At 60.1% G+C, this 17,946-nt stretch carries 22 protein-coding genes; 17 read left to right on the top strand and 5 right to left on the bottom strand.

Features of this window, described 5'->3' with window-relative positions:
* Positions 1-14: 14 nt before the first annotated feature.
* Both ABQM86_RS00275 and ABQM86_RS00280 read right to left on the bottom strand, forming a co-directional pair.
* On the bottom strand, positions 15-473 hold the full coding sequence (locus ABQM86_RS00275) for a MarR family transcriptional regulator (RefSeq protein ID WP_280628106.1): 459 nt from the start codon (positions 471-473) through the stop codon (positions 15-17).
* A 96-nt stretch (positions 474-569) separates the two neighbouring features.
* Positions 570-1,034: a DUF4383 domain-containing protein gene (locus tag ABQM86_RS00280; RefSeq protein WP_369745625.1), complete on the bottom strand. Its 465-nt coding sequence runs from the start codon at positions 1,032-1,034 to the stop codon at positions 570-572.
* Between the two features lie 273 nt (positions 1,035-1,307).
* On the opposite strand from ABQM86_RS00280, the gene ABQM86_RS00285 reads away from it, so the two are divergent.
* From ABQM86_RS00285 to ABQM86_RS00330, 10 genes are all read left to right on the top strand, one after another.
* Complete coding sequence (locus ABQM86_RS00285) at positions 1,308-1,496, top strand: hypothetical protein (protein WP_369745626.1); 189 nt, start codon at positions 1,308-1,310, stop codon at positions 1,494-1,496.
* 558 nt (positions 1,497-2,054) lie between these two features.
* Complete coding sequence (locus ABQM86_RS00290; protein ID WP_369745627.1) at positions 2,055-2,249, top strand: hypothetical protein; 195 nt, start codon at positions 2,055-2,057, stop codon at positions 2,247-2,249.
* A 213-nt stretch (positions 2,250-2,462) separates the two neighbouring features.
* Complete coding sequence (locus ABQM86_RS00295) at positions 2,463-3,185, top strand: GAF and ANTAR domain-containing protein (protein ID WP_369745628.1); 723 nt, start codon at positions 2,463-2,465, stop codon at positions 3,183-3,185.
* 131 nt (positions 3,186-3,316) lie between these two features.
* The gene (locus ABQM86_RS00300; RefSeq protein WP_369745629.1) at positions 3,317-3,457 is read left to right on the top strand and encodes a hypothetical protein; all 141 of its coding nucleotides are present in this window, start codon (positions 3,317-3,319) and stop codon (positions 3,455-3,457) included.
* Between the two features lie 57 nt (positions 3,458-3,514).
* Entirely contained in the window at positions 3,515-4,219 is a 705-nt protein-coding gene (locus tag ABQM86_RS00305; RefSeq protein WP_369745630.1) for an SOS response-associated peptidase, read from the top strand.
* A gap of 125 nt (positions 4,220-4,344) precedes the next feature.
* Positions 4,345-4,602, top strand: coding sequence for a DUF2188 domain-containing protein (locus ABQM86_RS00310; RefSeq protein WP_369745631.1), 258 nt, complete (start codon positions 4,345-4,347; stop codon positions 4,600-4,602).
* Positions 4,603-4,717: 115 nt separating this feature from the next.
* A complete protein-coding gene (locus ABQM86_RS00315; RefSeq protein WP_369745632.1) occupies positions 4,718-5,206 on the top strand; it encodes a hypothetical protein in 489 nt (162 codons plus the stop codon).
* 1,069 nt (positions 5,207-6,275) lie between these two features.
* Complete coding sequence (locus ABQM86_RS00320) at positions 6,276-6,851, top strand: hypothetical protein (RefSeq protein WP_369745633.1); 576 nt, start codon at positions 6,276-6,278, stop codon at positions 6,849-6,851.
* Between the two features lie 452 nt (positions 6,852-7,303).
* Entirely contained in the window at positions 7,304-7,885 is a 582-nt protein-coding gene (locus tag ABQM86_RS00325; RefSeq protein ID WP_369745634.1) for a recombinase family protein, read from the top strand.
* A gap of 135 nt (positions 7,886-8,020) precedes the next feature.
* Positions 8,021-8,599 (top strand): recombinase family protein, encoded by a 579-nt coding sequence (locus ABQM86_RS00330; RefSeq protein WP_369746703.1) that lies wholly within the window; start codon positions 8,021-8,023, stop codon positions 8,597-8,599.
* A gap of 11 nt (positions 8,600-8,610) precedes the next feature.
* On the opposite strand, the gene ABQM86_RS00335 is transcribed toward ABQM86_RS00330, so the two are convergent.
* Positions 8,611-9,765: a helix-turn-helix domain-containing protein gene (locus ABQM86_RS00335; protein WP_369745635.1), complete on the bottom strand. Its 1,155-nt coding sequence runs from the start codon at positions 9,763-9,765 to the stop codon at positions 8,611-8,613.
* Positions 9,766-9,938: 173 nt separating this feature from the next.
* On the opposite strand from ABQM86_RS00335, the gene ABQM86_RS00340 reads away from it, so the two are divergent.
* The 4 genes from ABQM86_RS00340 (at position 9,939) to ABQM86_RS00355 (ending at position 13,354) form a co-directional block, all read left to right on the top strand.
* Complete coding sequence (locus ABQM86_RS00340) at positions 9,939-11,141, top strand: SIR2 family protein (protein WP_369745636.1); 1,203 nt, start codon at positions 9,939-9,941, stop codon at positions 11,139-11,141.
* Positions 11,138-11,908, top strand: a complete 771-nt coding sequence (locus ABQM86_RS00345; RefSeq protein WP_369745637.1) for a hypothetical protein — start codon at positions 11,138-11,140, stop codon at positions 11,906-11,908. Before ABQM86_RS00340 ends, ABQM86_RS00345 begins: the two co-directional genes overlap by 4 nt.
* 214 nt (positions 11,909-12,122) lie before the next feature.
* Entirely contained in the window at positions 12,123-12,605 is a 483-nt protein-coding gene (locus ABQM86_RS00350; protein ID WP_369745638.1) for a LysR family transcriptional regulator, read from the top strand.
* 14 nt (positions 12,606-12,619) lie between these two features.
* Positions 12,620-13,354, top strand: a complete 735-nt coding sequence (locus tag ABQM86_RS00355; RefSeq protein ID WP_369745639.1) for a zeta toxin family protein — start codon at positions 12,620-12,622, stop codon at positions 13,352-13,354.
* Positions 13,355-14,149: 795 nt separating this feature from the next.
* On the opposite strand, the gene ABQM86_RS00360 is transcribed toward ABQM86_RS00355, so the two are convergent.
* Together ABQM86_RS00360 and ABQM86_RS00365 are read right to left on the bottom strand one after the other, a co-directional pair.
* A complete protein-coding gene (locus tag ABQM86_RS00360; RefSeq protein ID WP_369745640.1) occupies positions 14,150-15,160 on the bottom strand; it encodes an ATP-dependent DNA ligase in 1,011 nt (336 codons plus the stop codon).
* 700 nt (positions 15,161-15,860) lie between these two features.
* Entirely contained in the window at positions 15,861-16,061 is a 201-nt protein-coding gene (locus ABQM86_RS00365; protein WP_369745641.1) for a hypothetical protein, read from the bottom strand.
* A gap of 554 nt (positions 16,062-16,615) precedes the next feature.
* On the opposite strand from ABQM86_RS00365, the gene ABQM86_RS00370 reads away from it, so the two are divergent.
* From ABQM86_RS00370 to ABQM86_RS00380, 3 genes are all read left to right on the top strand, one after another.
* Positions 16,616-17,050: a hypothetical protein gene (locus ABQM86_RS00370; protein ID WP_369745642.1), complete on the top strand. Its 435-nt coding sequence runs from the start codon at positions 16,616-16,618 to the stop codon at positions 17,048-17,050.
* A gap of 66 nt (positions 17,051-17,116) precedes the next feature.
* The gene (locus ABQM86_RS00375; protein ID WP_369745643.1) at positions 17,117-17,398 is read left to right on the top strand and encodes a hypothetical protein; all 282 of its coding nucleotides are present in this window, start codon (positions 17,117-17,119) and stop codon (positions 17,396-17,398) included.
* Positions 17,399-17,473: 75 nt separating this feature from the next.
* Positions 17,474-17,824 carry a hypothetical protein gene (locus ABQM86_RS00380; protein ID WP_369745644.1) on the top strand — a complete coding sequence of 117 codons (351 nt, stop codon included), beginning with the start codon at positions 17,474-17,476 and terminating at the stop codon, positions 17,822-17,824.
* The last annotated feature ends 122 nt before the right edge of the window (positions 17,825-17,946 follow it).

Here is a 17,946-nt window from a genome sequence, read left to right on the forward strand (position 1 = left end):
GGGCGAGGCCGGTTCTATCCGTTGGGGTTTGATGTGGGGAATGTTTCTGCCGTGCCGATTCTGTTGCCTGCGTTGTGCACGATGTTCTCCAGCGGGTCACGCAGTTCGCTGGGGTCGATGGAAAAGTTTGCCAGCATGATGCGTTCCAGACTGCGGGCCCTCTCCAGCAGGTCCTTGCCCTCGTCGGTGATGGAGACGTATTGACTGCGACGGTCCCCGGGGGCGTGTCGGCGACTTATGTAGCCTTGGGATTCGAGCTTGTGCAGTGTCGGTCCTATGGTTTGACCCTGTACGCGAATGACGTGGGCAAGGCGGGTTTGCGTGATGGGGCCCGTGGCTGCCAGCGCCTCGAGCGCGATCACAGCCGGATATGTCAGATCCAGGCTCCGCAGCTGTTCATTCCATCCCTGCTCAACAAGCCGGGCAGCTGTGGAGAGCAGGCGACTGGTGGGCCAGTGTTCGAGTTCAGGCATCGGCGCGGCGGGAAATGGTCATGCCATCCTGCTGGATGGTCGAGGCGGTTGGCTGCGCAGGGTGGTTCCGGTTCATGCGCAGGTGGTATCGGTGTCTTAGTGGCCGGTTGTGGCCGTGTGGCCGGTGGAGGTCCGGCGGCTGAGGGCCAGGCCCAGGGCGAGCATGCCGATCCCCAGGATCAGGTGGAGCCAGTTGTCGGCGTTGTTGACCGGGACGAAGTTAGCGGAGGATTCCTGGTCGATGACCAAGCCGTAGATCCACAGGACCAAGTAGACGGCTCCGCCGCCGATAAGGTAGTTGCGGGCTTGGCCGGAGGTGCGGGACATCAGGATGCCGGCCACTCCGAAGAGCAGGTGCACAATGTTGTGCAGGATTGAGACCTGGAAGATTCCCAGCAGGAGAGCGTCGGAGGTATGGCCGGCGAACGACAGGGTCTCGTAGTTCGAAGTGATCCCCGGGATGAAGCCCAGGACCCCTACAAGCAGGAACACGGCTCCGACTATCTGCGCTGCCCGCTGAATCGTTGTTCGGTTCCGGGCCGGGTTATGGGTGGGTGTCATTTGTTCTCCTCAGTCGCAAATCCGAGTATCAATAGCGCCACGGGACATTCCCCGGCCATAGGCTTACCATAAGGCTCCTTAGCAATTTTTACTAGTTATCTTCGCCTGGTCGGTCTATCGCAGTGTGAGCGCGGGGACCAGGGCTTCGAAAAGGGTGCCAAGTCGCAATGGACACCAACTTTTCATACTTCTTCTCAAGGACTAAGTCTTTCGGCGGGACGAGATTGCCGCCTGCATCAAGTACTTGCCGGATCAATCTGTCGGGCTCGGCTGGTGATCAGCTCCGCCGTGGCGATGACCTCCGCGAACCGCCACGTCGCAGAGCGGCTGTCCAAAATGCGCAACGACAACATCCTGGCCATGGCAGAAGCACTGACCCGGGACCGCGAAGCAGGCGGGATCTCCAAATCACAGACACTCATGCATTGGCGGCCTTCGTCGGAGCGACGCTACAAGGTATGAGCCAGCAGGCCCGCGACGGCGCCAGCAAAGAGGACCTCCTCCGCATCGCCCACTACGCCATCACCGCCGTAGAGGCATGAGAGTGAACAGCACGTAGAACGAGTCTCCGTACGTGCCGTCGCGGGAGCAGCAGGGCAGCGCAACCAACAAGCCAGCTCGCGAAGTCGGCGACTCAACAGTGATTGTCCGGCTCCTCAGCAGCGGCGGACGGCGGTCACACGGGCTGGCTGTTTCCTCGACGGACGGCCCATCGGTTCGGGCGTTCCACTTCCAAGGAAATGGGATTCTCGGTCGCCCTTTCGACCCGGAATGCCGGCATCTATTTGAAGTCAGCCGATTCGGCGTTGATTCTTGATGGAATCTTGAGGTGTTCATTGCTCTCTCTTTGAGATGCAGCGGCCATGCTTGAAGCGTCTGGCGGAAGCGTAGGCGTACTGGGTGGTCGGTCTTGCAGTGGGCAGGCCACCCCAGCTACCGTGCCACGGCTTAGTCACAAGGACCGTCGACTGAGCATCGGCACCCATGTTCTGGACCGGTGAGCGGTGGGATCATGGAGACATGGTCCAGCAATCATCACGGAAGCCCTTGCCGCGGGAGCGCCCGGCTGCGGTTCCGCAGGACATGCAGAGGCTTCCGTTGCATAACCCCGCTACCCAGCAAATGCTCATTGTAGGGAAGCGACGGGAGGCCGCCGAAGCCAAGCTGGAACAGCGGCTCCGCGCCAAGAACACCTCGGTAACGCCCGACGGATAACCCGCCACCAGCCAGGAGTCTGGCGGACGACCCCGCCGTTGTTATGGCATTGCTAGACTTCCTTGCTAAATTATTCGCAGTGTTCTCCCAGCTGCTGCTGCCGGCCGCCGTTTGTGGCGATATGCGTCAGGGCGTCCTGAACTTCAGCGGGGAAGTCCTTTCGATTATGGGTATCTGTTGTGAACGGCGGTGTTCGGGTTGGATTCTGGTGTCGTGGAGGATTGGTCCGCCGATTCGGAACGATTGGCTGATCTGCTTGTTGCTGCAGAAGACATCAAAGTGTTCCTCGATGGGCTCGCGGTCTTAGGCGCTTCGGTGATGTCGCGGGTTACCGATACCCGTATCGAGTGCGCAGTGACGCTGGAGCGGCGCAAGCGAACCTCAACGATCGGCGGGAGCAGCGACACAGCGATGGTCCTGGACAGGATCGAGCAGACGTTGGGGGAGGGGCCCTGCGTGGAGGCGCTGACTCGCGATCGCGCGGTCCTTCTTGAAGATGCTCTGTTATCACCGCAGTGGAGCGAGTACTGCCAAGCCTTGAGCGCGGCCGGTATGCGCAGCACTCTGGGCGTCCCGATGGAACTGGAACAGGGTGCCTCCGCCGTGCTGAACTTCTTCGCGCCAATCCCGGGCTCTTTCTCATCACGGGCCGTCGCGAGTGCGTTGACCTTCGCGGGAGTTGCCGGCAAGGCGCTCCGGCTGGCGGTCCGCATCACCGTATTGAACGAGAACGCGGCCGACCTTGATGCTGCCATGACCAACAGGTCAGTTATCGATACCGCATGCGGGGTGATCATCTCCCAAAACCGGTGCACACCCCAGGAAGCGTTCGATATCCTCCGCAAAGCTTCCAACGACCGGAACCAGAAGCTGCACGACCTGGCCCGAATCCTGGTAGCCGGGGTCCCCGCCCACCAACAAGCACAGGAAACGTAACCGGAACATGGGCTTGATACTAAGGGAAGAAATGCGCCATCCCTTGGCAGGTGGTGGGTGCCCTGAAAACGGACATGGAAGGGTCGGGCGTGAGGCTGACGGTAAGAATAAAGAAAGCCACTGATGGTCGGATGGACCTTCAAATACAGGAGCTGCCCGATCTTGAGGTCTCCGTGCAAGGCGTCCGGGAGATCCCCGAAACGGTCAAAGCTGCCGCGGCACGACTTACCGGCCGCCCAGCTGATCATTTCGACGTCGAAGTGGGCTACTGACCGGCAGCAGAGCCGAGACGACCTTGGCTTTGGAGGTTTTACGGGCAGAATGAGCTCATGTGCGGCAGATACGTGATGTCCAAAGCAGCGAGCGACCTTCTGAGCCACTTCGAGGCGAAGGAAGTTGAAGGCAGCCCGCCGGGGCCGAGCTGGAACGTCGCCCCGACCCAGAACGTGCCGATCGTGGCCGAACGCCTGGATGAGGGCACCCTTGACCGGCGCCTGTTGATCGCCAAGTGGGGTCTGGTGCCGTCCTGGGCCAAGGATGTGAAGATCGGCTCCAAGCTCATCAATGCCAGGAGTGAGAGCATCTTGGAGAAGCCCTCGTTTAGGTCGGCCGCAGTGAAGCGCCGGGCGATTGTTCCGGCCGAGGGCTACTACGAATGGCAAAAGACCGACGACGGAAAGAAGATCCCGAACTATCTGTTCTCCGAGAAGGAACCATTGCTCGGCTTCGCCGGCCTGTACGAGTTCTGGCCTGATCCCGCGTTGCCCGAGGATGATCCAGAACGGTGGCTGCTCACCTGCACGGTCCTGACCACAGTCACCCAGGACGCGCTGGGACACGTCCACGAGCGGTCGCCGGTCATCATCCCGCAGGACCGCTTCGCGGAATGGCTCGACCCTGACCTGACCGACAAAGCAGACGTCCAACACCTGCTCGATTCCCTGCCGGAACCAACCCTGACGCCCCGGGTTGTCAGCACCCGCGTCAACAGCGTCCGCAATAATGGCCCTGAGCTTATTGAAGCGGCTGAGTGATCGGCACCGATTTCAATTTTCCCGTCACGATTGCCAATAAACGGGCACATATAGAGGGGCGGTCCAGTCATTCGCCGTTAAGCTGGGCCCAAAAATCAGTTCACGTCGGCAAGGAGCGGATCGAAATGGCCAAAGGCAACGACAACGACCGGTACGTAGTCCCCAACAACGATCGTGGCGGCTGGGACGTCAAGAAAGAAGACGCCAAACGGGTCTCTGCCCATGAACCCACGAAGAAGGCCGCCGAGAAGAGGGCCAAGGAAATCGTTGAGAACACCGGCGGCGGCCACGGGGAAGTCCGCATCCAGAACAAGGACGGGAAGTTCAGCGACAGCGACTCGGGATCCAAGAACGAGTCGCCAGCCAAGGACACCAAACACTAAGCCCCGCCAGGGCAGGAACGTCCTCGGGCTGTCCTACGCTTGGGCGGCTCTGGTTATTGTCAGAGGTCCCTGAGAGACTTCCTGTCAGGAAACCCTGACAGGAAGGCATGAAGCCATGGGCTGGACATCCAACGACTACCAACACGAAGGCTGGGTGGCTGAAATCGCACCCGACGGACGGCTCTCAGGCAGCTCAACCGGTGCGGGAATACTCTTCCACGGGATCACCGGAAACTACCAACCTGCAGGGGAATTCCACCCCGATGAGGAGATCGTTCCTCATGACCTCATTATGAGCTGGCGTGGTGCCTGCACCTGTGGGTGGCAGGGCGAGCTGTGGCAAAGGGTGCTCACGCCTGAAGAGGCTGATTTCGCCTCCCGCAGAGAATACTGCCCTCCAGGAGGCGGAGCTTATGTTTCCGAACGCGTTGAGGATGCCGTTCAGGACGAGTGGATGATCCACATCGCACCGTCTGAAGCGATCCTTGGCGTGGAGGCTGCGGCGAAGGAACACCGTCAGGCCGCGCACCGTCTGGATAAAACCGTCGCGGCCGCCAAAGCTGCAGGCGCTTCCTGGGCGGATATTGGCCGTGCCGCTGGATAGATGTTGAAGTCTTTGACTAACATGTTTCCTCTGGCAGGCGCAGTCCTGAAGGAACGGGTGAAGGGATGTGCTTTTGATTAGTACCAGACGCGGGCTGATTGTGGCGGCTCTCCTCTCCTTTGGGGAGGAGAGTGCGGCGGAATGGGCGCGAAAAGCTTCGATGGAACAACTGCAAAACACCCTGACTGTTGCTGAATGGGTGCTATACCATGGTCCAGTCCAGGCCAGCGGGGCAAGCATGCTCATTGACAAAGCGATCGCGCTAGCGGCCGTCTACGTATATGAGGGGCGTCCCAGGGACCTATCTAAGAAACGCCGAGACCTTAAAGTCCGGAAACAAGCAGCGGCAGAAGACAGCGAGGACTCCACAGAGAACGTGCGGGGCCTGAGAAGCTACGACGTGGTCGGCTCAGATGCACGTGGTTTCTGGTCTAGGGAATCCGATACCTCGTCAACAGGACAAAGCAAATCGTGACGAGACATTGAACGGGTTGCGTAGGTAATCGTCAGGCTAAAGGGTTCACTCTGCGTTGAGTGCTCGTAGGCAGTGTCCAGAGAGTCCTGGATGGCTGGTGGTTCTGTGAATGACGCCGCCGGATAGAGGCTAGTCGGATCAATAGGAGACAGCTCCATGGTGCTTAGAGTGAAGAACTCTTGGCTCTCAACTGGGTCAGGCAACTGCATCGACGGAATCGTCACAGTGAAAGCGAGTAAATGTGAGTCTCTTCAAGAAGAAGTCTTCGGAACCGGATGCAAGCGACCCTGAACTGACATTCTTCAAAGTTTCCGAGGCAAACGAATTCCGGGCGATTGCCCGCGAGGTTTTCGCCGAGAGGGGACTTGAAGTTCACGTTTACCCTGGTCACGCTGTAGATGACTCTGGACGGGAGTTCGGATTCTGGAACATGGGCATCGCTTGCTACAACCAGCCGAAGCATGGATGGCGCGATGCCATCCGCCAGCATCTTCAACGCGCGTTGACAAGCGTCGATGGTCCAAACCCCTTTGACGGCCTTACCTCGGCCCAAGTAAGGGACGGACCTTCGCACGGCTATACGACGAAGCCAGCTTGTCAGGAATTACCGGGTACCCCTACAGCGAATTCGCTCCTGGCATCGTTGAAATGCTCGCTCTGGACCTCCCAGACACGGTCGCCATTTTCAGTCACGAAAACTGCAGAAGGTTTGGCGGGTGGGAAGCCCTCAGAACTCATGGGATCGCTAACCTGAACGGATTGGAAGTAGAAGAACTCGCAACTGTGCCCACACCAAGTGGCAGCTCATTCCATGTCCTCTTGGGAGACTCTGTGTATACGGCGAGCCGCGCTCTTCTCCTTCCTCACCTGGCCGCAGAACTGACCGGCAAATCCGTCGGAGACGAGCTCGGATGGCTCATGAGCGTCCCAAACCGTCATCAACTGGTCTGGCATGTCATCGAAGACGCTGGCTCTGCATCAGTGATCACCGAGATGGCACGCTTCACAGCCATGGGATATAACGACGCACCCGCGCCTCTGAGCCCGCACGTCTTTTGGTGGGATGGTACGAACTACGAGCAAGTAACAGAAATATCCGAGGAAGGACGTCTGGTGGCTCGAGTTAGCCCGGCCCTCAAATCCGCCCTTGATGCCATAAGCGGGGAATGACCTCAATCCAATGAGGGGCTTCAGGTCTCCCATCTTGGCTTCAGTTTCCAGTCGGAGCCAAAGCTGCGCTTCTCGTCCTGCCGACCGATGCGAGCCGCGATCAGTCCGGTCCGCTTGATGTTGCACTTATGCCGCCGACCAAGCCTTATAGCCGGCGCCCGTAAACTGGGCATCAGGCGTGCAGGCAAGCATGCTATCTGCATCGATCCAGTGGCCTCCCTCCAGACGCACGCTTACCCGGCACGATGAAATACACGGTGAAGATGCCCTAGACGCTATCCTCCACGTTGTCTCGAAACCCTTGGGATACGAGACGTCTCACTGGCTCTGTCCTGACTCCTGTGAAATCTCGCGATTTTCTCTGCGTCCGGCGATTCTCATAACTATGTCTCGAAACCTTATGCTGAAATCGGCGTACTAATCATTAGTTGTGAGACACATCGGAGGCAGGTATGTCGAAACTTATTGGCTATGCACGGGTTTCGACGCGGCAGCAGTCCACGGATCGGCAGCGGGCGGATCTACTGGCTGCCGGTGTTCGACGCGATGACATCTACATCGACCAGGGCGTCTCCGGAGCGCGCGCGTCGCGGCCCCAGTTTGATCGAGCACTCGACGCGCTCATGGAGGGTGACACCCTCGTAATCGCGACTTTGGACCGGCTCGGGCGATCGACCCAGAACATGCTTGCCTTCGCCGACGAACTCCGCAGCCGGGGCGCCGGCCTGCGCGTCCTGAACCTTGGCGGAGGCGACGTCGACACAGCAACACCTATGGGCTCTATGTTGTTCACGATCATGGCCGCCCTGGCGCAGATGGAACACGAGATCAAGCGCGAACGCGTCACGGATTCCATAATCAAGCGAAGAGAAGCTGGCAAGGACCTGGGCGGCCGGCCCCGCCGGGTCACTGATAGTCAGATCAGAAGCGCTGTTAGCCTGGTCAAAGGTGGTGAGCCCGCAGCACAGGTTGCCCGGGACCTCGGTATGTCCCGAGCGACGTTTTACAGGCGGTCACGAGCGCTTGCCGACTAGCAGGGCGACATTCAGCGCCGCAAAAAGACCGCCATTTACCGCTAACAGCCACAGGTCTCAGGCATGTACGTAAGACCAGTACGGTGATATGCACGGTGATGGGGGGACTACTGCAACAATGTGGGGGTGAGTGGAATGAAGATCGGCTACGCCCGGGTGTCAACGAGTGATCAGGACCTGTCGGCCCAACGAAATGCACTCCTTGTGTTGGGGGCGGGAGAGAAGCAGATCTTCGTTGATCACGGACTGACGGGTACGAGCCGGGTGCGGCCCGGGTTACGGGAAGCGATGGCAGCGTGCCGAGCCGGTGACACTCTGGTAGTAACCAAACTCGACCGCCTGGCGCGGTCCCTTGCCGATGCCAGGGACATCGCTGATGAGCTGACGGCCAAGGGCGTTGTTCTTAGCCTTGGCGGCAGCACTCATGATCCGAAGGATCCGGTCGGTAAGTTGCTGTTCAACGTCCTGGGCATGGTTGCGGAATTCGAGGCGGACCTGATCCGTATGCGTACCCGAGAGGGGATGGCTGTTGCCAGGGCCAAGGGCCGGTTGAAGGGCAAGCAGCCGAAACTGTCCAAGACGCAGCGGAAACACCTTCTGACGCTTCATGATGCGGGGGAGCACACCCAAGCCGAGTTGGCGGAACTCTTCGGCATTTCCCGGACCACCGTATACCGCGAACTCCAACGCCGCGCGCTGCACATCACCACTTAATAAAGGGCAGGCTAAGATCCTGGCCGCTCGATCAAGTGGAGATTGGAAATTCCGCCTTGGTTGACGCAGTCCCTGGCGAGCTCATAGGTATGTTCGTGAAAGTCGTTGTCCGGTTCCCGTGCGGCTACCGTGGTCTCTACTGGGGTGAATCGGTGCAACGGGATAGACGCATCAGCGTAGATGAAACCTGAGTTGTCGCGGGTGAGGATTTCCAGCGGTTTGGATCCTGCCCATTCGATCCCGACTCTAACGTCGTACTCGTCGTTTCCCGTTGAATCTGCTGTCGCCCTGGTGAGCGCCATGAAATCTGCGATGGATGCTTCTATGCCGCGGCCTTCGACTTGGTGACCCTCGAAGTAGTCGTCGCTGGTCATCCGGTGCCCTCCAACTGTGGCTGCCAGAGTCACTGATCCGTCATGGTGGATGCTGATCCACGCCTGTTTCCACACGCGATCACCGGTTGCCGTGTTAACCGCGACCCACCTGCGGAGTCCTGGGCGGGGGTTCAGGCGATCAACGCTTTCTAATGGATGGACGCCGGTGCTGCCCGCGTAACTTAGGGCGAGTGGTTCGGCGTTCTTGAGGATGAGGCGGGCATCTTCGAGATCCATTCGTCCTAAGAACCTGGGAACGCGTGGGTGGGCGACGGCTATGATCCAGGCCCTTCCAGTGGTTTTCCTTCCGGCCGCCGCTTCGTCGAACAGCGCATCCAAGGCCTCGGATGCGTGCCGCCGCTCATCGAACCGTGCCCGGTACATCGCTTCGATCTGTCGTTCCTTCATCCATACCGTGTCCGCGTCATTGCGGATTGGAGCACCAAAAAGGTCGTTCCTGTAGATCAGATGAGGGCCGTCAGTGCTGGCGGAAACTTCAACGACTACGGCACGGTTCTTCGCGGATTCAGTTCCGAGGCGGTAGATCTTCAAACCGAACATCGGCGGTGTGATTGCGGTTATGGCAGGGCTACGTAAGGCTCTTTCGTAGCCCTCATCAAAGTCCCCTACATCGGTGCGGTCAGTTGCAGCTTTCTGAGTCTCGTTCATGCCGTAGACGATCAAGCCACCACCGTTATTGGCCATAGCGGCCACATCTTTTGGGAAGTCACTTTGCGGCAATGCCTTCTTAGCCGGTAGTTGTGACTTCCAGTCGAGGTCATGCGACTCCACTGCCCCCAACTCCGCTGCCGTATCCAACAGTGCATCGGTCAGGGGCTGTGGACCGACGCCTATGGCCCGGTGGAGAGAAGTGAAGTCCATTCCCCAAGGATATGAGGGTGCAGGTGTGGGACACGTTTTGTTCGTGTGGTTCCGCGCTGACTATGCCTAGTTATGGTGATTCCATGACGACTACCACCATCGACGAGGACATACTGCTGTCACTTGCCTTTTCCCTGAAAGCAAACCCAGGGGCATACGCAGTGCTCCTCGGCGCTGGAGTTTCTGCCCCGAGCGGAATCCTCACTGCCTGGGGTGTAGTGACCGATCTGATTTCTAGGGTTGCCGTCCTTATAGGAGAAGACGAACCTGAGGATCCTGCAGCTTGGTACGAAGCTCGTTTTGGTGAAGAAGCCCGGTACGAGAATTTATTGGAAAAATTGGCGCCCTCACAGCTTGAGCGACAACGGCTGTTGCGTGAATACTTCGAACCGGCCGATCCTGACGATGAATCAGAGGCTAGAAGGCCAACGTTGGCACACAGGTCGATCGCCAAGCTAGTCAAAGCCGGGACCCTGCGGGTGCTGGTCACACTTAACTTCGACAGGCTTCTAGAGCAGGCCATCAGAGAAGAAGGCATTGAACCAACAATCGTTTCGTCAGCGGGCGACGTCGCGGGGTTGGCTCCACTTCATACCTTGGAATGCTGCATCGTCCATCTCCATGGTGACTACCTCAACCCCACGTCCATGCTGAATACGACAGCAGAGCTTGATGTCTATGAACCGGAAATGTTCGAGCTCCTCCGGCGCATCCTTCGCGACTACGGACTGATTATCGCCGGCTGGTCAGCGACCTACGATCCTGCGCTAGTGGACGCCATCAAAGCGAATTATCCTTCCCGGTACACCATGATGTGGGTTGAGCCCGGCTATCAGTCCCCACTAGCGGCAGAATTCCGGCAGCTAATGAACGGCTACCTGGTGCCCCTTGATGCCGACACGGCTTTCGGGCGCATCGCAGATTCCCTTGCCGCCCTAACGAATCGTGCTTCGCGTCACCCCCTTACTGTCTCCGTAGCTGCGGAGACAGCCAAGAGAGAACTGTCCGGACGCTGGGTTGCAATCCGTTTACACGACACGCTGTCTCGAGAGTTCGACAGGCTTCGCCGCGTCCCCGAGCTCAATTTGGGGGACAATCCAACCGAAGCGGAAGATGGTTACCTGGCTATGGTCGGCAGGGTAGAAGAAGCCTGCAAAGTACCGGCTGCTTTGATTGCAACCCTTGCATATTGGGGAGGCGATGACACGGACGGCTGGTGGGTCGAAGAGCTTGATCGATTCTCACATCAACAGAAAGCATCCGGCCTTGTAAAACTACTCGAATGAACCGCATAGCAGGCTCTATCCTGTATTACGCCGCTGGTATCGCAGCCGTCGCTTCCAGGCGCTATGTCCTGCTACGACGCTTACTATCGCGGGAGGTGCCGAGCGATCAAAGGAATGAGGATGAGCTGCTGGCACGCATTTTGGGCACGGATCGGGCTCTGGAAAACGCGTCTCCGCGACTCTACCAATTTCTCCGTCCAATACTTTTCGAAGCTCTAGCCATCAGCTCCGAAGCTCTGGAGGATGCTTGGCAGCAGTTTGAAGTACTTCGAAACGCCAAAATTGTAATGGCCAACAAGAAGTTCCCTGATGCGTTGGCAGCGCTCTCGGAGGTGGAAAGTGATCTTGGCTTCGAGCACAGCGACGTCGGCGCGGTGCAAGCAGAGACGCTGAGAACACGAGATGAAAGACTGCAATGGATTGGCCAGATGGCCGACATTTGGAGCGTACATCTGTACGCCGTGGATAGGCGCCTAAACGAACGGTGGCATGTCCCAGTTGCTCAGCAAATCATCAAAGAACTTAATGCCCAGGGTAATGCGCATCCCCTGGTCCGGGCGGAGCTGGGACCAAATGCGCACGAGCTAGCCGACGCAATCCGTGGAGTGAGCTCGTTCGCAGGGCACATTGCCAACGAGCTGACTTGGAAACGACTTAACGTCGGAGGAAACCGGGTGGGAGCAGGGTTCCTGCCAGACGAACTTTGGATTGACACCGGCATGACAGCTCAGGAAAACGCCGAGCATTACAGGGCCGGCGCACCCTGAGCTGGGTCACGCCGGCGAGAAACACTGGCCCGAAAGTGGACAAGGGGCCACGCCCGCCTGACTCATCGACGACGGACAGAAGCGCGGATGACGGCCCCGCGCGTAGGGATGCTAGGCAGCGGTTCATAGATCGCTGATAGGTCGCAACTGAGGGTGTCCCTATAACGTTTGTTATAACGGTGATAACATTAGTTATATCGAAGGGGGTTTGGATATGACAATCACCAGCCCCGAGAATGCCATTGCCAATGCCCGGCGCGCTCGTGCGCGCCGTGAGTTGGGCGGCTTGGACTACATCAGGAACGTCCGTGCGGCCGTGGAAACCGCGGATCAGCGTGTAGTTGCCCGTGCCTTGGGCGTCAGCCAGCCGGCCATTAGCCGGCTGCTCTCGCAGGCCGATGCTAGGGGAGTGAAGCCCGTTCCCGAAGGTTTCAGCGGTGCCAGCCCTTACGAGATCGCAGAGCGCTACGCGGCCGGCGACATCGACCGCGACGCCATGATCCGCGAGCTGTCCGCGTGGCCTTACCCGAAGAACGAAGGCGCGGCCGCAGCGGCCGCTGAATGGGCATCCACGCCGTACCTGGACACCCCGGGATCGTTCGCGGAAGTCGGCCGGGCCTTTGATGAAGGACTGATTGACGGCGACGCCTATGACCAGATTCTGGATGCCTCTGACGAGGTTCCCGAAGTCTACTGACTACGCTGTAAAGCGTGACTACCGAAGACCACGCAGCAACGCACCGCGCCACCTTGGAGCGCCTGGGCGCAGACGGGGGACCACTGACCGCACAGAGCAAGACCGCGACCGCCCAGAACCCTGAGTGGTTCAACGTACGCCGAGGCGAGCCACGCCAGGACCGCCGGCGGCTGCACAACGAGATCCTGGCCCGTTTCATTGAGTCACGCACCGAGGTCCGCCGCGACAAGAAGGCAATTGTTCTCGCCGGTCCTCCCGGTGCCGGCAAGTCCACCGCGCAGGCCGCCCTCATCCAGGCAACCCGAACGCAGCCCGAGCACTGGCTGCCGATCAACGCCGACGATTTCAAAGACGAGCTGCTGCAGCAGGCTCGCCAGGATGGAAGCTACGACAGTTACCTGGTGCCGGACGAAGTGCGAGCATTGGAAGCAGCGGGGGAGAAGTTTTACCCGCGCGAACTGGCAGCTCTGGTCCACACGGAGTCATCCATCCTTGCCAAGAAGGCACGCAACGAGGCGCTGGAGGCAGGGATGAATGTCATCATCGACGGTACCCTGGGCAACGAGAAGCAGGCCAGGATTCTGTTGGACCGGCTGCAGGCGGCCGGCTACGACGTCCTGGTTGCCGACGTCGAAACAACGCAGAACGTCAGCGAGGCGCGCACGATGGGTCGCTGGGAGCGTGGCTACCTCGATGCCGAAAACGGAACGGCCACCGGCCCCGACGCCGAGCTGGGCGGTGACAGCTGAACCGTCACCAGAGAGAGTCCCGCAGCTACCACACGGGGGCCAACTATCACGCCCACAACACACCCTTTATTCGAATATATGTTCGGGTTAACTGTACTCCAGGGGGACCGACAGGATAGCCGCCCTAGGGGCGGCGTGGACGGCTTGCACGCCAATAGGGGACAGCTTTGAGCTGTGCGGAGGGCTCCACCTGCCCCCAGTGGGCACAACCCGTCCACGACGGGGCATTACGGGCGGTTCGGCCACCCCGGCCGGGGTACGTTGCTGGTATGCGATCGATGGTTCTGATGGGCATCGTTCTGGGGGCCGCCGTTCTGTGGATTGGCTTCGTTTTCTTCATGCTGTTCCGCCTCGATCGAGCCCAGAGAAGAGCCCAGCGGGCCGCCCGTAGGGACGCACGTAGAGACACGGAATGGAACCTGGCCAGAAAGAAGGCCCGGGGTTCTCTGAAGAGTTCGGTCCGAGGTCTCCGGAAGCGTGCCGCGTTCCCACGGTCACGAAGGTGAGCCAGGACAGGCGAAAGGCCGGACAGGCTTCTGGTTACCGCTATCCGGCCTTGCCGGCAGATTACTAAGGCATTGATCGACGAAATGGGGGATTATCGCCGTCTGCCACTAATCCGCTGACTCAATTGAAGACCTCTCCTTGGTCCTGCACACGAGTAGTTGGTACTCGTTTTCAAGGGTCCCACCCAAGCCCCCTACTTGGCTTCCGTTCGGAGTCTGCCGTCGAACCAAGTCCGTCGTGCCGCCCGAACAACGGAGCAGCCAAGTAACTGCCGAAGGCTGGTAGGAACTACCTCTTCAGATGCGGCGGGAGTTCTACCTCATCGGGATCCAACTCCGGACGTACCCGAACGTACCCGACAGGATGTCTGAAGGATTTACCGGTCCACGCGACGTCGGCCGATATCTCAACAACTATCGGCTCGACCAGCGTCAGGTGAACCGGACCCTTGTCTTTGCTGAATCTGTTCAGAGAAGTTTCGGTGATCTCTTCGGGCCACGGGTGCCCTGGCCGTGCCGGGCGGAGCTGACGGCCCAGCTCACGCCCTACCCGCGTGGAAAGAACCGTGGAGCGGCCGACGATCCGCAGCTGCCCATCGACCGGCAAACCGGCGATGATCGCCTGCGGCTGCCTCAGGGGGCCGATAACGGCCGCGCAGACCGCATCCAAAGTGCTTTTTGTCTTCAGCTTCAACCAGGAGCGCGAGCCGTCATATGGCTGCGTTCCTCCCTTGAACACCAGCCCCTCCACTCCGGTGGACGGCAGATCCTTCAACCAGGTCTTCGCCAGTTCCATGTCGGTGGTGGTGGGGGAGAGGTTCAACGGGGCGGTCCATTCCCGGGCAAGCTCCTCGAGCAGCTGCCGGCGGCCCGTGAACGGCACGCTCCTGATGTCCTGCCCGGCAACAGCCAGAACGTCGAAGGCCGCGAAGGACGCCGGCAGATCATGGATCAGTGCCAGCAGAACGGCCCTGGAGCTGACCATACGGCGCTGCAGCGCCTCGAAGTCCAGCCGATCCCGGTTCCATACGACTGCTTCACCGTCGAGGACCACCCCGGGCGGGACCTGGGCCCGTACAGCTGCGCGTAGCTCAGGAAAGATGCGGGAAAGTTCTTTGCCCTGCCGACTCCAAAGCGTCACCCCGTCAGAATCACTCAAAACGATGGCCCGGTAGCCGTCCCATTTGGGTTCGGCGTAGATCCTGCCAGGCAGGGCAGCGGGGCCGGGGAATGTCCTGACGAGTTTCGCCAGGGCAACAGCAACCGGTGGTTGCAGTGCCCGTGGGATGGACTCGTCCATGAGCTCAGCCTAGAGGACCAAGACCAGAACGGACCTTCGCTGCGCTTCGGCCTGTAAAAGCATCTTCTTGCCTTACATGTGGCTGGGTTGTTCTCCGTACAAGGCCACTGATCGTAGCCGTCCGGGGGCCCGACCCGTCAACCCACGCAACCGGGCAACCCCACGCGGTCGCTGCGCTCCCTTATTTCGCGGGATTCCCCGGTCACTCTTCGGGGTTGACGGCCCACCCTCGACCGGCTGGACCAGTGGGGGCCTCGCACGGCGGGGCAGGAAGGAGGTGGCTACATGAGCATCGACGAAGCGATCAAGCTCGCGACTTCGGTCGTGAGCTTGATGACAGCTGTCATCGCTCTACTCTCCCTGCGGAACGCGCGCTTAACAAGCAAACGCTCCCGAGCTGCAACTCGGAAGCGTAAGCGTAAAGCAAGGAAGTAGGTGTAGCTACGAAACCCGGTGGTCGTGACCGCTTTGGTTGCGGCCACCGGCTCCTTCTCAGACTAAGTCCTACTCACCGATAAGGAAACCTCATGGAACCGCTAACCATCGTGAACTTCGTTCTCTCGCTCACAGCACTGGGAGCCTCGATCATGGCGTACCGCGCCAACACAAAAGTCCCCAAGGAAGACGAAAGCTAGCCGGATCCGGGGCGGGCCTGCCACAGCGCGGCCCGCCCTACCGGGCCGGGCTGTCCTTCGGACCTTCAGCCGTGTCCTTCACGATGCGCCATCGCCCGCACCGCCTCCGGGTCCTCCGCCCAAGAGCGCCCGTCACGGCTGCAAGCACGGAACGACGTCACCTTGGACTCGTCGATGGTCTGCCGCAGCTCAACCCACGCCGCTTCCAGGTCCGTCGATTCCTCGGACGACAACGACTTCAGCTCTTTGAGCTCAGGCACCGCCACGGAAGACTCCGCTGCTCTGCGGCGCCTGTTCAGAATGTTTCGCAGTCCCACTATCTACCTCCCCCTCCGACACAAGTGTCCCGCCTGGGATTGGGGGAAACCAGGCGGGACATGCCCACCGTACCAACCCAGCCCTGACAAAGCTCAGGGAACAAGCATGCTCGCGGGGCTCGCACTCCTTTTGGGCGTCCACTGCGCTTCGCTCCGTGGCCGGCTGTTGGGCCCGGTCCCGACGTCGCAGAGCTCCGCCGTGCCCGGTCCTGTTGTGTCTACGACGTTTTTTGGCTGCTGTCCTTCGGATTCTATGTGTCCGCTCCACCCCGTCTAGCCCCTCCGCAGGCTCCGGGGCCTGCGGTGCAGGAATTTCCCTCCGGCGCTCCTGCGTCGCTTATTTCCTCCGGGAATTTCCCACACCTTGCCCAAGGGTAGACAGGCCTCCGTCGGCCACAGCTCCGCAAGCTTCGCCAGCAGCCAAAAAACAACGGGAGAGGAAAGAAAGTAGCTGGCCGGGTCACACCGCTCCCTCACCAATCCTCTGCAAAGGACACAAAACCATGAACGCAAGCGTCCAGACGATCACCACCGAGGACACCGGAGAAACCATCCACGACGTGCCCGTACTCGTGGATTACCACATGAACGACGGCTACGACTGGATGGACGTCATCTCAGAACACGGCTGGGTCGTGATCCCCAGCTGGGGATCTGACGGCTGGGACCTCGGCCAGTGGCCCTACGTCATGGTTGCTGGAACCCGCACCGCCGACGCGATCGGAAACCTGTTCGGCATGGCCACCTACTGCGAAGGCGACGTGAAAACGACGTTCTACCGGACGAAGGCCCGATTCTGGGACGCGATCACCGAAGAGGCTTTTTCCCACTGGAAGAACGGGCAAGCCCAAGGCCCGGCAGACCTGCCCGAAGCTGCCGCGGAGCTTCCCAGCCGCTACCGCATCCCGCCCACGTTCCAACCAGCAGCCGCCGCCTAACAGCCCTCGACTCCTTGCCGGGCGGACCCCCGCCGCCCGGCAAGGCACCAAACCAGCAAAGGACAAATGACAATGACCGAAAAGCGCAGCATCGCCAACAGCCCGGCCCAAGCCGTGGTCTTCCTTGAAACCCTCGCCGCAATCGTGGAGAAGTCTCCCGTGGCCTACAGCGCCAGCGCAGCCGAAGAACTCGCCGCACATATCCGGGGCATGGCGGAAGCCGTCAACGCCGAGGCCCACGTGAACCCAGCCGTACTGGACACCACCCGGCAATACGCGGCACTGGACTGGCACACCGAAGCCATAGCCGTCCTGTTCGCTACAGAACACCGCCCAACCTTCCACTAGCAGGAACTGAGAACCGCTGTACTGCCCGGCCAGAGCCGGGCAGTACAGCCCCCACCACTTCAAAGGAGCCAGCACATGAGCAACGCCACCACAGCCCCCAAAGGCGTCACCGCCCTGATCTACCGCGACGCCCTGGGCGCGGACTTCTCCAATCAGGGCATTTCCGCCCGCGTCATGGAGGTAACCGTCATCGGCGAGGGTATCGACCCCGTTTTCGAAGCCACCGAGGAACGGCCCGCCGTCCGGCTCGTCAAAAACGAGAGCTTCCACCGCGAAACCGTGACCCACGCCGAGCCAGTCGCCCCAGACGACGAAACAGCCCCGTGGTACATGTTCGGCGGCACGTTCATCTTCAGCAGCGACTCACGATTCCGACGCGCAGCCGGACAGTACGGAGCCATCCCGCTCCACGACCGCCGCGAGTAGACCGAGGGTGGGCCGTTCGCCTTGTGTGGGCGGGCGGTCCGCCGCAGGTGGCCGGCTCTGGTGGGTGGTTGCCGGCGACGGACCGCCGTTCCCGCCCAGGGCCGGCACTACTCACCTGGTGC

Source organism: Paenarthrobacter sp. AMU7, assembly GCF_041200195.1.
GTDB lineage: Bacteria > Actinomycetota > Actinomycetes > Actinomycetales > Micrococcaceae > Arthrobacter.

Bases quoted from the DNA above. Each gene is read 5' to 3' on its own strand.
- ABQM86_RS00345 (WP_369745637.1), top strand. From the start codon at position 11,138: ATGAACCGCATAGCAGGCTCTATCCTGTATTACGCCGCTGGTATCGCA.
- ABQM86_RS00370 (WP_369745642.1), top strand. From the start codon at position 16,616: ATGAACGCAAGCGTCCAGACGATCACCACCGAGGACACCGGAGAAACC.
- ABQM86_RS00310 (WP_369745631.1), top strand. From the start codon at position 4,345: ATGGCCAAAGGCAACGACAACGACCGGTACGTAGTCCCCAACAACGAT.
- ABQM86_RS00305 (WP_369745630.1), top strand. From the start codon at position 3,515: ATGTGCGGCAGATACGTGATGTCCAAAGCAGCGAGCGACCTTCTGAGC.
- ABQM86_RS00330 (WP_369746703.1), top strand. From the start codon at position 8,021: ATGAAGATCGGCTACGCCCGGGTGTCAACGAGTGATCAGGACCTGTCG.
- ABQM86_RS00315 (WP_369745632.1), top strand. From the start codon at position 4,718: ATGGGCTGGACATCCAACGACTACCAACACGAAGGCTGGGTGGCTGAA.
- ABQM86_RS00340 (WP_369745636.1), top strand. From the start codon at position 9,939: ATGACGACTACCACCATCGACGAGGACATACTGCTGTCACTTGCCTTT.
- ABQM86_RS00360 (WP_369745640.1), bottom strand. From the start codon at position 15,160: ATGGACGAGTCCATCCCACGGGCACTGCAACCACCGGTTGCTGTTGCC.
- ABQM86_RS00300 (WP_369745629.1), top strand. From the start codon at position 3,317: ATGGACCTTCAAATACAGGAGCTGCCCGATCTTGAGGTCTCCGTGCAA.
- ABQM86_RS00380 (WP_369745644.1), top strand. From the start codon at position 17,474: ATGAGCAACGCCACCACAGCCCCCAAAGGCGTCACCGCCCTGATCTAC.
- ABQM86_RS00350 (WP_369745638.1), top strand. From the start codon at position 12,123: ATGACAATCACCAGCCCCGAGAATGCCATTGCCAATGCCCGGCGCGCT.
- ABQM86_RS00280 (WP_369745625.1), bottom strand. From the start codon at position 1,034: ATGACACCCACCCATAACCCGGCCCGGAACCGAACAACGATTCAGCGG.
- ABQM86_RS00290 (WP_369745627.1), top strand. From the start codon at position 2,055: ATGGTCCAGCAATCATCACGGAAGCCCTTGCCGCGGGAGCGCCCGGCT.
- ABQM86_RS00325 (WP_369745634.1), top strand. From the start codon at position 7,304: ATGTCGAAACTTATTGGCTATGCACGGGTTTCGACGCGGCAGCAGTCC.
- ABQM86_RS00275 (WP_280628106.1), bottom strand. From the start codon at position 473: ATGCCTGAACTCGAACACTGGCCCACCAGTCGCCTGCTCTCCACAGCT.
- ABQM86_RS00375 (WP_369745643.1), top strand. From the start codon at position 17,117: ATGACAATGACCGAAAAGCGCAGCATCGCCAACAGCCCGGCCCAAGCC.